Genomic DNA, 13,131 nt, shown 5'->3' on the forward strand with positions numbered 1-13,131 from the left:
GGATTTGTTATTTTACTTAACAATGGAAAAAAGCCGTCCTACAAGGACAGGGTTTTCAACCCAATTTTCTGATAAATCGTAGCCGAAGAATTCGCAATTATTAAAATAAACACAAAATAAGCTGAGCTTGCTCTTAAACTTTGATAGAATGATCAACATTCAGAAAAGTTTTTAAAGTAGGTACTATTATGCTCGCCTCAACTAGCGAATTGCTGAACATGGCTTTGAGAAGTGGTTATGCGATCGGCGCTTTTAACGTCTACAACCTCGAAGGAGTAAAAGCCGTCATCAATGCGGCCGAAGCGCTGCACAGTCCTGCTATACTGCAACTCCACCCCAGTGCCCTCCTATACGGAAAATCGCCTTTAGTTGCGCTGTGCATCAAAGCGGCCCGCAAATCTTTAGTGCCGATCGCAGTACACTTAGATCACAGCACCTCAGAAAAAGACATTCACCTCGCGCTAGTCGCCGGCATCAAATCAATTATGGCAGACGGTTCTTTTTTGCCCTACGAACAAAACTTAATATTTAGCCGGGAAATGACTAAATTAGCCCACGCTAACGGTGCGGCAGTTGAAGCAGAAATCGGCAGAATTAGTGGCAGGCAAGAAGGTTTGACAATCGATGAGAAAGCCGCAAGGATGACCGATCCAGTGGCAGCAGCAGAGTTTATCAAAGAAACTAAGGTGGATGTCTTGGCCGTAACAATTGGTAACGTTCACGGCAAATATTTCAGCGAACCAAAACTAGATTTTCCGCGTCTGGAAAAAATCCGGGCTGCTGTTTCAGTGCCGTTAGTGATGCACGGTGCTAGCGGTTTGCCGGACTCAATGATTCATCAATGTATTAAATTCGGAGTATCTAAATTTAATGTGAATACAGAAGTTCGCGAAGCTTATATGGACGTGTTAAAAAGTAGCATTTCTTTGTCAGAACCGGATTTGTTGGAAATAATGGAAAAAGCTATCGATGCCATGCAATCGGTCATTTCTGACAAACTGCAACTTTTCGGTTCTGTCGGTAAAGCTTATTTGCATCAATCTCCCTACGCGGATGACTTGACCCCAAAGAGTACCAGCAACGAACAAACAAGCCGCAACCAATCAATTTTCGATCAAATCTTAAAGCCTGTGTATAGTGAGGCTTTCTGTCTTCTTGTGAAGTAAAAAAACTAAAGTCCTGACTGCGAACCAGCGATTAAAAGGGCGGGTTTTTGAGATTGTCAATTATTGGCAGATATTTTTCGTGAACCCGCCCCTACCGTATTAGGGGTAATCGACCGGACATAATATTAGTCAGGACTTCAGTCTTCTCTAACCGTTTAAAAATCGATCGGGATCGATGCCAGATTCCCGCAGCCGCCGAATTAAAGACTGCAATTGAGCTTCTGCTTGTTGAGCCCTAGATTCCGCTGACTCGGCCCGCTGCCGTTGCTGTTCCGCTTCAGTGAGAATCCAATTGCCATCCACATCATACCAGCGCAGCCACAGTCGATCGATTCCCTGAAACTCGCCTTGCCACAAACCCAAGCCCAAACTTAGGTCAGGAATCCACACTCGCGACTCGGACAATTCTAATTCTTGATAGTGTCCGCCCTTCAATTCAAACACTCGCAATTTGTTAGTATAGCGGCTGAAAACGGCATAAATAGGAACCCGCAAAATTTGCTCGTAAACCTCCCATTTTCTCGGCGGTTCCTCCTTCGTCTCGGCCTCCAAAACTTGCCCGTTACCCGCAGTGTTTCCCGACTGAGGTGGCAACTTTTCTTCATCGGTATTGTCGCCTAAATCTTCTTTTTCCGTTCCCGGCGAAAGCAGTTCTACAATTACAAAAGGATTCACCCCTTCCTGCCAAGTAACATAACTCATCCGCAGTTCGGATCGATCGTAAAGTCGGGGAACTCCCACAACTGCAAACCAATCCGGCCGCTTGTGCCACAAAGTGTGAGACACGTCATAATAAAGGTTCATTTCGGTGCCGCTAAATATCTCAGAAGCTGGATAATTCCGAGGTCGAAATGTCAGGCTCAACAACTGCGGCTGCAAATCGTGAAATTCGTCAGGCAAACCAGGTTCCTCCGGGTCTTCGCTGGGTAAATCGTACATTGTCGGCAGCGTTTCTCTGGGCGATCGCGGCGGATCGGTTTGCGGCACAGGATATTTAAAAGGAAACATATAATATTGAGAAATGACTCCATTTATGCTAACATCACGGGAACATCCCAATGAGGCTTTCACAGGAGTGCAAGCCGGAGAGCTATAAGCGAGATATATCGGCTTTGCTGTGCGGGACGATCGCACTCCTAGAAAAGGATTTTAACAAAATCGGGATGAGCTCTTTTCTTCCTCTCTTCTGTGAAGTCAATCTAAAATCTAAAATCTAAAATCTAAAATCGACTGATCCGAACTTCTGCACTATGATCGACATTCCTCAACTGATTGCTCAAGAACTTTCCATAAATCTGTCTCAAGTCAATAATGCTCTGGAACTTTTCGCCGAGGGAGCAACTATTCCGTTTATTGCCCGCTACCGCAAAGAACGCACGGATTTGCTGAATGAAATTCAGTTGCGGGATATCTCCGATCGCTTCACCTATTTGACGGAAATTGAAGAGCGCAAAAAGTCAATTTTAGATACGATTAGCTCTCAGGGTAAACTTACTGAAGAATTGCAAGCCAAAATCGAATCGTGTTTGCAAAAAAACGAACTAGAAGACCTTTATCTGCCTTACAAACCCAAGCGGCGGACGCGAGCGACAATTGCTAGGGAAAAAGGTTTGGAACCGCTGGCAAATTTTATCAAAACTCTGAACTTACCGACGGCTAAACCAGCAGATTTTGAGGCGGAAGCAGCTAAATACATTTCGGAAGAAAAGGGAGTGAAGACAGCAGAAGAAGCTCTCAAAGGTGCTGCGGATATTTTGGCGGAAGCGGTTTCGGAAAAAGCTGAATTGCGGGCTTATTTGCGAGAATTTTTGATGAAAACAGGAGTTTTTGTCTCGAAAATTAAAGATGATTTCCCGGAAGGAAGCACTAAATTTGAAATGTACCGCAATTATCAAGTTGCAGCCAGAAGCGTTCAGTCGCACAATATGTTAGCGCTGTTTCGCGGGGAAACGGAAGGGGTTTTAGATTTGGAACTGGCGTTTGATGAATCCGCAGTGATGGCTTATTTGGAAGGTCAGGAAATTAGAACTAGGATACCGGAAGTTAAAGAGTTTTATCGATCGACTTTGAAGGATGCCTTCAACCGACTGATGAAGACTTCGTTAATTACAGAAGTACGATCGCACAACAAAGCCGTCGCTGATATCGAGTCCATCGCCACTTTTGAAACCAACCTCCGCGAGTTGCTGCTGTCGGCGCCGGCGGGAATGAAACCCACATTGGCGATCGATCCGGGATTTCGCACGGGCTGCAAAGTTTCCGCCCTCGATGAAACCGGGCAATTTTTAGAATATCAAGCAATTTTTCCCCACCAAGCCGCCGCTCAGCGCCAGCAAGCTGGTAAAATTGTCAAGCATTTAATTGAAAAATATAAAATTGAATTAATCGCGATCGGTAACGGTACAGCTTCCCGGGAAACAGACGAATTTGTTTCGGAAGTTTTGGCAGAAATGGATAGGAAACCGATTAAAGTCATGGTGAATGAATCCGGTGCATCGATTTATTCAGCAAGCGATGTGGCGATCGCCGAATTTCCCGATCTCGACATCACCGTCCGCGGCGCAGTCAGCATCGGACGGCGCTTGCAAGACCCCCTCGCCGAACTCGTGAAAATCGACCCGAAATCAATAGGAGTCGGTCAATACCAGCACGACGTTGACCAAAAACTGCTCAAAAAGAAACTCGACGAAACAGTCGAAAGCTGCGTTAATTATGTCGGAGTTGACTTAAACACAGCATCCAAAGAACTGCTGACATTTGTATCAGGAATGACGGCAACTGTTGCAAAAAATATCGTTAATTACCGCAACGAAAACGGCGCATTTAAAAATCGCCGCCAACTCTTGAAAGTTCCCAAACTCGGGCCAAAAGCTTTTGAACAAGCAGCCGGATTTCTCCGCATTCGCGGCGGCGAAAACCCCCTGGACAATACCGCAGTTCATCCAGAAAGTTATCCTGTCGTGCAGGCGATCGCCAAGGATTTAGACTTGCCGTTGACTGGAATAACACAAATATCGGAAAAAATCAAGACTGTAAATATCAAGAAATATGTCACCGAAAAAGTCGGAGAACCAACACTCCGAGACATTATTTCCGAACTAGAAAAACCGGGAAGAGACCCGCGTGCCGAGTTTAAATATGCCACTTTCCAAGCAGGAATCAAAGAAATCTCCGATTTACAAGTTGGGATGGAATTAGAAGGCATAATCACGAATGTAGCTAACTTTGGAGCCTTTGTTGATGTAGGAGTGCACCAAGATGGTTTGGTTCATATTTCTCAATTAGCCGATCGCTTTGTGGACGATCCTAAACAGGTTGTGAAAGTCGGACAAGTTGTGAAAGTGCGGGTTTTGGAGGTGAATGAAAAGTTAAAGCGGGTTAGTTTGACGATGAAGCTGCAAGAAAAACCGCAACCGCAAAATGGCAATAGTGCGAGGCTTCCGGCCCCGCGCCGACGTTGAAACTTTGGGGGAAAGCTGAAATACTCACCGGCCTGAAGGCGCGGTGAGTATTTCAAAAGTCTGGAACTCTTATAAATGCGTGAAATGAAATTCGTCTGAAAGCGCTAACCCAAGCGTATTGCTCTATAGATGCTGTACAACAGAAAAGTATTAATGTAGGCAACATTGGTTTGGGCAACAGTCGCTAACCCCGTAATCGAGAGGGGACTTCCTGCCAGAATAGTGGGACTGCAATCAAACCAGTTATCAACTGAATGCCACCAAAGATAGCGAGAGAAGGCCCAAATCCAAAGCGCAGTAGCTCTCCAAATATGAAACTGCCTACACCAAATCCAGTAAAGAGAGTAAATACCTTCAGTCCCATCGTTTGCCCCAAATTGTTGTCATCTCCGAGATCGGTCACAATTCCGACAAACAACGGTTGAGTCAGGTCATACCCTAAAGACAAAATAAGAACTGCGATCGTCGTTCCCATTGGCGGAATCTCAAAAATCATTGCAATCCCAGCCACAGCAGCCATTACCAACCCTGCTGGAACGAGCCAACGCCGTCCCCACCGATCGACAGCTTGACCAATGAAAGAACTCAGCAATAAACCGGGAATGCCGTACCCAAGAATGTTTAAACCAATGCTCAAGGCATCCATACCGTACCGTTGCGATAAATACAACCCTAGCCATGTATAGACCCCTGAGTGGTAGATACCATTCCACAGAACATAAGCATATGTACGCTTTCCCCGAAAGGTTGCTAATATCTGGCTGTATCCCCTAAAGATTTGGCGAATAGGCGGTAATTTGGTGACTTTTGGTGTATCAAATAAAGAGCCGTAAGGATGAAGCCGCCAAAGCACAACAGCAGCAAGCACAGCAGTACCTAGAAAGAGCGATCGCCAACCTACAAATGGCTCAAGAATCGCTCCCCCCGCAGAGCCTGCTGCCATTCCCCCTTCCATTGCTGCAAACACCAATCCTAGCTTGGCACCTCGCTGATCAAACGGGAATAAATCGCCAATTAAGGCGAAGGTAAGGGGAATCACACCACTGGCTCCAATCCCGGTTAATAGCCGCCAGGTTGCCATCTGCGAAGCATTTTGAGCAGTGGCAGTTAAAGCCGTGAAAATGACAAAAAGAGCAAGCGAGATGCGAATAATAGACCATCGACCAAAGCGATCGGACAGGAGGCCGAAGAATAATGCCATCAGTGCATAGGACAGCATATAGGCTGGAACGATAAAGCCGATTTCCTGAACCGGAACATTAAAAACTTCAGCCAAACGTGGAATCAGGGGAGCAATCATGTACCCCTGTAGAAAAATTAGCGCCGCAGCGATCGAAAGCCAGGAAAACAGGTCTTTATGCTGCTTTAGGCGAATCGTGGCATCGGCTGGTTCGGTATGGGGGTGATTAAAAGATTCTTTGAATTTCGGCATGGATTTAAGAGATTTCAACTCATATCACATTTCACAGACGATTAAAATCTGAGAACTTAGCTGGAGTGCCAACGCCAACAACCAAAGCCCCTAGCCTGGTAAAAGCTTGGAGTACCTTCTCAGCTCTGGAGGTTACAAATTTTGTAGGTAAGGTGTGGAATCTCGCCCTTAATGTCAGGATAACTTGATAAATGTCATGATTTATACAAAAAATGTATATTTAGATACAGAATTTCTTATAAGACTTATTAGTTCAGGCTATCAACAAAGCTAGGATTTACGCATTGACAGAAATCTTTTAATCCCACAAAGTTGTTTGTTTGATGGCTCTGCGATCGCATTCAATTTCCCCATGAATCGAATGTGTGGCGAGAAAACCTACACATTAAACAATACGCTTGGGATAAGAATAATCTGATTTCCTTTCACAAGTCTGGAACTCTCATAAATGCGTGAAATGAAATTCGTCTAAAAGCGCTAACCCAAGCGTATTGGGCTATAATAATTTAATCCTCACCAACCTCAAAATTATATGGTTGCAAGTAAAAGCGACACCTATGTCTCTCCTGAAGATTATTTAGCAGCCCAGAAAGTCAGTCCGATCAAACACGAGTACAGGCAAGGTGAAATCTATGCAAGGGCAGGGGCAAGCAAAGCTCATGTTATCATTTCGGGAAATGTGTTTGCACTGTTGAGAAATCATCTTCGAGGAAGTGGCTGCATAACTTATATGGCAGATATGAAAGTTCGGATTGAGGCATCAAATTTCTATTACTATCCCGATGTAAGCTGCTACGCATTTAAATTGAACCCAGAGACGGGCAGGATGCCCGTTCCACAATAATTGTAGAAAAATTGACTGTCAAATTAGATGCACAACAGCTTAGCGGTTAGTTGTGATGAACGAGACAAAAATGCTGATGAAGATTTCATTCGCTACCCGCGCTTAATTGTGGAAGTTTTATCGCCGACAACAGCGGCTTTCGACAGAGGCGATAAATTTGCCGATTACCGCACTTCGGAAAGTTTGCAAGAGTATGTATTAATCAATCAAGAAAGAGTTAGTGTAGAGTGTTTTCGCCGGAATGCAGAGGGTTTGTGGGTGCTTTATCCTTACACTCAAGGGCAAGACGTTCAGTTTGCTAGCGTTAATTTTAGCTGTGCGATCGAGACATTGTATGAAGATGCGATCGGGATTGGTTGATTTTAATTACTCCTGAATCACTGATATTGATATGATTGAACCGCGAAGACGCAAAGGACGCGAAGGAAAAGAAAAGAAGAACAAGCTGCTAATTGCTATTTTTTCTTGGTAGCTTTCCAAGTGCCGCCGTAGAAGTAAAAAGGATTGTTTGGACTTACGGATTCCCAACATTTAAGACACAAAAAAAACCACTGCCCCGACTCGTCATACCGGGCGCGGTAGAGAGTCGGGGCAGATTGGGAACAACGATCGCAATATTTGATTCTGATTGCCCTGGCCATTGTTACTCTGTTTTAAACAATAACGGACTCTTGAGGGCGGGCGAATATCATGCGGCCGGCGCTGGTTTGCAGGGCGCTGGTGACTACGACTCGGGCTTCGCCGCCGACATAGCTGCTTCCTGCTTCTACGACAACCATTGTGCCGTCATCTAAGTAACCGATTCCTTGAGAGGGTTCTTTGCCTTCTTTGCGGATTTTTAGTTCGATCGTATCTCCCGGCAAATAAGTCGGGCGCACCGCATGAGTCAAATCATTGATATTCAAAACGGGCAGTTTTTGGACGGTAGCTACTTTCGATAAGTTGTAATCGTTGGTGAGCAAAATGCCGTCGATATCCAAAGCAAATCGGACTAATTTTGCATCGACTGTGGCAATATCTTCGTAGTCAGCCGAGTGAATTTGAATCCGTTCTGGATATGTTTCTTTGATGCGGTTGAGTACATCTAAGCCGCGGCGTCCGCGCACTCGCTTTTGATCGTTGGCTGAATCAGCTACCAGTTGCAGTTCTTGGAGTACGAATTGCGGGATGATAATTTGACCTTCGAGGAAACCTGTTTCTAGGAGGTTTTCAATCCGGCCGTCTATTATACAGCTAGTATCGACAACTTTGGCAGAAGCTGGTTTGAAAGTACCTTCGGCTACCAACACCGTGTCAAAGCTTTTGGGGTTGATCAGCCGCAAGAAAGCACGGCCGTGGGTGTCGGTCAAACTGACGCCTGTGAAGCCAAACATGACGCTTCCCAAGACGGCGACTAAAGGTTTGATGAAGCCGAACTCCCGGGGAATTGGCAGCAGGAAAAGCGGAGCCAACATTAAGTTCGCTACTAGCAGTCCGATGATTAAGCCGATCGCCCGCGTCAGCAGCATCTCCACTGGCATATCGCGGACTTGTTTTTCCAGGCGTCGATAGGTTGTTTGAGCCACTAATCCCATCACGAAGCCGATTAATGCTCCAAAGGAACCTAGTACAGAACTTAAGCCTTGTATATTTGTAACTTGCTGCAGCAGATTGCTCGGCAGGAGTTCGACTCCGTAATAGCCGATGCCTCCGCCTGCGATTATGAATGAGATTATTATGATTGCGTCTAGCATTAGTTCTAGGTTAATGAATTTATTCACATTATATCTTTCCAGTGCTGATACTTGTTTTCATGCTTTGGTCGAATATCGCTATATTTACTGAGGGATTTTCATAAACTTATATTTCGCGGTTGTACCCTCTGGGGGATGTGCGAGGGAGTCGATCGGCATTTACCACGCCCCGCCGCAAGCAGGCACGAGGTGCGAATAGACCGTGCTGCGGGCTTTTGGGGAATTTGGGGCGCTCAAAATCGGTACGAGTTTAAATTAAAAGAGCCAATCGTTCGCAGCGCTTTTTTGGTAAGAAAATGTCATAATATACATAATTATTCATGATTGTTTAATTAAAACTTTAGATTTGAAGTTGCGCTTTCGGCTTGAGCTGTAATGAACCCTACCACCGATTATTTAACATTTGAATTAAAAAAAAGTGTGCAAGCGACAAATTCCGGCATTCCCAGTTCGGCTTACCTGCACATACCTTTTTGTCGCCGCCGCTGTTACTACTGCGATTTTCCAGTTTTTGTGGTGGGCGATCGCAAAAATGGCGAGAATTCCGGCACCATAGTCCAATACGTTGCCGTACTGTGTCAAGAAATTGAAGAAACTCCAAATTTAGGCGCATCTCTGAAAACAGTTTTTTTTGGTGGCGGCACGCCTTCGTTGCTTTCTGTGAGTCAGTTGAGCAATATTTTAGAGACTCTCGACGGCAAATTTGGGATTGCTGCTGAGGCGGAAATTTCTATAGAAATAGACCCGGGTACGTTTACTTTAGAACAGTTGCGGGGATATGCAGCGGCGGGAGTAAATCGAGTGAGTTTGGGAGTGCAAGCTTTTCAAGATGAATTGCTGCAAGCTTGCGGGCGATCGCACTCTGTCGCTGATATTTTTGAAGCAGTGGAAATAGTGCGATCGGCTGGTATTGTCAATTTCAGTTTAGACCTGATTTCGGGACTGCCGCACCAAACTTTAGAAAACTGGGAAGCTTCCCTGAAATCGGCGGTGGAAATTGCCCCGACTCACCTGTCGAGTTACGACTTAATTGTTGAGCAGGGAACTGCTTTCGGGCGCTACTTTGAAGCAGGCGCACAGCCACTGCCTGCAGATGACACCGCTGCTCAAATGTATCGTTTAGCGCGGGAAATTCTGACGGGCGCTGGATACGAACATTACGAAATTTCTAATTACGCTCGCGATGGCTATCAGTGCCGCCACAACCGCGTTTATTGGGAAAATCGCCCTTATTACGGCTTGGGAATGGGGGCGGCGAGTTACGTGGAAGGCCGGAGGTTGACAAGGCCTCGCAAAACTCAAGAATATTATCAGTGGGTGCGATCGATCTCTGGCCTCAATTCCCCTGCTACTCTTCAAATTGGGGGGGAAACCCAGCCAGATATTTACCCAGCAATTGAGCAAAATTTTCAAGTCTCAGAAAATGACGTTTTGTTAGAAACGCTGATGCTAGGTTTGCGTTTAGCAGAAGGAGTTAGCCTATCGGCGCTGACAGAAAAGTTTACTCAGCAAACGGTTGATAAAATTTGGCATTGTTTGCAGCCCTACTGGCGACAAGGATGGGTGGAAATTATGACGGAGGATGGGGCGATTCCCTACGGGATAGCTCCGCTTCACGCAACTTTAGGCGAGGGCGCGAAACTTCCGCTTTCGGGCAATTTGAGGTTGAGCGATCCCGAAGGTTTTTTATTTTCTAATACAATTTTAGCCGATTTGTTCAGCAAGTTAGGCGAGGATAATTAGCTCTGTCTGAGGAAGTATATCCCCAGGCAAGCGCGATCGGCAGTAAAGCCGAGGCCGCCAATGCGCTCGGAAGGAAATTCAATTGCTCCCTAGCTTGATTATCTCAAAAATAATATATTTTATATCGATCCCTAAACAAAACTTAAAGGCGAACTAAGCCTTGAGATAGACGCCACGACTGTACTCCAGCCGTCATACTTAAGACTGAACATTTAAAAAGTAATTTAATGAACACTTTAACTATCGATCGCAACCAAACCCAAAAACAGCCCTGCCTTGTAATTAACGAGCGCGGGTGCAATCCGGCTTCCAAGTGTAATTTTTGCGGTCACTATCAACAGGCAAGAGGTTCAGTTGGTCACTGTCAATTGTTGAACGCACCTGTTAGGGGAGGATGGAAATCTTGCACTTTAGCAATGCCCGCTTTTGCACCTTCTTGGGAATACGTGGAAGGCGCTGATGTTTCCCCGGCGAAATTAATTAATTAACCCAAAAAATGTAAAAAAAATGTATAAAGAATTGTGTTTTAACTGGTAATATGCTATATTAAGTCTAGGTCCATCGCCGATCGCTCGCACCATTGCACAAACAAGTTAAAAAAATGAATTTGACACTAAATCAGGTAATTTCCGAAGGTCATACGCGCATTTTGTGTTGGTATCTTAATAATACTAGCAAAGTGCAAATCGCTCGCATTACAAATATTCCTAATTGGTATTTTGAGCGGACGGTTTTTCCAGGGGAACGTTTTTTGTTTGAAGCGCTGCCGGAAGCTCAGTTAGAAGTTTGCAGGGGTGCGGATACTGGTGGTATAGTGTGCGAGCGAATTTTGTGCGATCGGCTGCGAGTTGAAGAATTAAGTACGGCTGATTGAAGATAATTCCCCAGACTTACCAACGAGATGTAGAAACCCGGTTTTTTTTCAGAAACCGGGTTTCTCTGTATGATGATAAAAACTCGGTTCGCGATCGCACTTGCGACATCACAAAGCCCCTGTCTTTGTATATTTATCGTTACTAAGCCCAAAATTCGTATAAACCGGGATTCTCGCCACCCCATGCGTCAGCCCTGAAACTATCGCAAATGTTAATCTAAGCTAAATTATAAAAAATCCACCACTCTTTAATCCTAAAAACCGATGTCCCTCACCGAACAAATCCTCTCCCAACTACCAGGAGACGCCCTCGGAGGCCTGAGAAAAGTCGATCGACTCTGGGAAAACCTCAAACAAAACACCGTACCAGCACCCCAAGCAGTCAAACACAGCCAACAACCCCTCGAAAACCTCGACTTCGACATAGTTATCGGCGGCGGAACCCTAGGAATATTAATCGGTACAGCCTTAGTCCTGCGGGGTTGGCGAGTAGCCCTGCTTGAACGCGGCACCCTGCGAGGCCGCGATCAAGAATGGAACATTTCTCGCAAAGAATTAGACGCATTTTTAGAACTAAATTTGCTATCAGTTGAAGAGATAGAAAAAGCCATCGCCACCGAATATAACCCAGCCCGCATCAGCTTTGCCAACACCCCCGACATCTGGGTGCGCGACGTACTCAACATCGGAATAGACCCAGTTTACCTTCTCGAAACCCTCAAGCAGCGATTTCTAGAATCAGGAGGAAAACTCTTTGAAAATACACCATTTAAAACAGCAACAATTCACCCTGATGGAGTCGCAGTAGAATCTGCAAGTACCGACGAACAAGCTGCTACAAAAATATTTAAAACCAGATTATTTTTAGATGCAATGGGACATTTCTCGCCCATTGTCCGCCAAGCAAGACAAGGCAAAAAACCTGACGCCGTATGTTTAGTAGTCGGCAGTTGCGCTCAAGGATACCCCAAAAACGACACTGGCGATATATTTGCATCCTTCACCCCAATGCAAAATCAGTGTCAATATTTTTGGGAAGCATTTCCAGCCAGAGACGGCCGCACCACCTACTTATTTACCTACATAGACGCCGACACAGAAAGATTCAGTTTAGAAACATTATTTGAAGAGTATTTACGCTTGCTTCCCCAATATCAAAAAGTCGAACTCGAACAGTTAAAATTCCAAAGAGCACTCTACGGATTCTTCCCCTGCTATCGCCAAAGTCCTCTAAAAACCCCTTGGAATCGCATACTCCCAGTCGGAGACAGCAGCGGTAGCCAATCTCCCCTCAGCTTCGGCGGTTTCGGGGCAATGGTGCGCCACCTCAAACGCTTGACTCTAGGAATTGAGGAAGCTTTGACAAGTGACAGTCTCAGCAAAAATTCCCTCGCACTTTTGCAACCCTACCAGCCGAATCTATCAGTTACCTGGTTGTTTCAGCGTTCGATGAGTGCTGCGATTAATCAAAGAATAGACCCCAATCAAATCAATCAACTTTTGGCGGCAGTATTTCAGGTAATGGAAGAGTTTGGAGAACCTGTAATAAAACCGTTTCTTCAGGATATCGTGCTGTTTCCGGCTTTGTCAAAAACCTTGTTTAAAACAGCAATTAGCCATCCCGGATTAGTTATAAAAATTATCCCGCAGGTAGGAGTTGCTAATTTGCTCGATTGGATGGTTCATTATCTAAATTTAGGAATTTATACGGGATTGCAGCCTTTGGGGAAAGCCCTAGAACCGAAGGTGAAAAATTTAGCGCCGGAGCAGCAATACTATTTTCACCGATTAGTTGAAGCGTGGAAATATGGCGCTGGAGGCGATTATTAATTGATTAATTGTGGCACGGGCATCTTGCCCGTGGCGAATATATGAACA

General features: G+C 45.3%; 9 protein-coding genes and 1 pseudogene. 7 read left to right on the forward strand and 3 right to left on the reverse strand.

Translation table 11 applies throughout. From position 1 onward, the window contains the following. Positions 1-188 precede the first annotated feature (188 nt). A complete protein-coding gene (locus tag QUA43_RS25235; protein ID WP_333377402.1) occupies positions 189-1,166 on the forward strand; it encodes a class II fructose-bisphosphate aldolase in 978 nt (325 codons plus the stop codon). A gap of 147 nt (positions 1,167-1,313) precedes the next feature. Here QUA43_RS25235 and QUA43_RS25240 read toward each other — a convergent pair whose 3' ends face one another. Next, a complete protein-coding gene (locus QUA43_RS25240) occupies positions 1,314-2,174 on the reverse strand; it encodes a Uma2 family endonuclease (protein WP_333377404.1) in 861 nt (286 codons plus the stop codon). A 242-nt stretch (positions 2,175-2,416) separates the two neighbouring features. Between QUA43_RS25240 and QUA43_RS25245 the strand changes: the two genes are divergently transcribed. Next, a complete protein-coding gene (locus QUA43_RS25245) occupies positions 2,417-4,627 on the forward strand; it encodes a Tex family protein (RefSeq protein WP_333377406.1) in 2,211 nt (736 codons plus the stop codon). 184 nt (positions 4,628-4,811) lie between these two features. Here the strand turns inward: QUA43_RS25245 and QUA43_RS25250 are convergent, their stop codons facing one another. Continuing rightward, positions 4,812-6,059, reverse strand: a complete 1,248-nt coding sequence (locus QUA43_RS25250) for an MFS transporter (protein WP_333377408.1) — start codon at positions 6,057-6,059, stop codon at positions 4,812-4,814. Positions 6,060-6,591: 532 nt separating this feature from the next. On the opposite strand from QUA43_RS25250, the pseudogene QUA43_RS25255 reads away from it, so the two are divergent. After that, positions 6,592-7,263 (forward strand): annotated as a pseudogene (locus tag QUA43_RS25255) (Uma2 family endonuclease). 293 nt (positions 7,264-7,556) lie between these two features. Here QUA43_RS25255 and QUA43_RS25260 read toward each other — a convergent pair. Then, complete coding sequence (locus tag QUA43_RS25260; protein ID WP_333231576.1) at positions 7,557-8,636, reverse strand: PIN/TRAM domain-containing protein; 1,080 nt, start codon at positions 8,634-8,636, stop codon at positions 7,557-7,559. Positions 8,637-9,011: 375 nt separating this feature from the next. Between QUA43_RS25260 and hemW the strand changes: the two genes are divergently transcribed. From hemW to QUA43_RS25280, 4 genes are all read left to right on the forward strand, one after another. After that, on the forward strand, positions 9,012-10,379 hold the full coding sequence (gene hemW / locus QUA43_RS25265) for a radical SAM family heme chaperone HemW (RefSeq protein ID WP_333377410.1): 1,368 nt from the start codon (positions 9,012-9,014) through the stop codon (positions 10,377-10,379). A gap of 227 nt (positions 10,380-10,606) precedes the next feature. Further along, positions 10,607-10,867, forward strand: a complete 261-nt coding sequence (locus QUA43_RS25270; protein ID WP_333377412.1) for a hypothetical protein — start codon at positions 10,607-10,609, stop codon at positions 10,865-10,867. Positions 10,868-10,980: 113 nt separating this feature from the next. Further along, the gene (locus tag QUA43_RS25275) at positions 10,981-11,253 is read left to right on the forward strand and encodes a DUF1830 domain-containing protein (RefSeq protein WP_333377413.1); all 273 of its coding nucleotides are present in this window, start codon (positions 10,981-10,983) and stop codon (positions 11,251-11,253) included. Between the two features lie 264 nt (positions 11,254-11,517). Further along, entirely contained in the window at positions 11,518-13,083 is a 1,566-nt protein-coding gene (locus QUA43_RS25280) for an FAD-dependent oxidoreductase (RefSeq protein ID WP_333377414.1), read from the forward strand. Positions 13,084-13,131: the final 48 nt, after the last annotated feature.

It is taken from the genome of Microcoleus sp. N9_B4, from assembly GCF_036701635.1.
Classification (GTDB): Bacteria; Cyanobacteriota; Cyanobacteriia; order Cyanobacteriales; family Microcoleaceae; genus Microcoleus.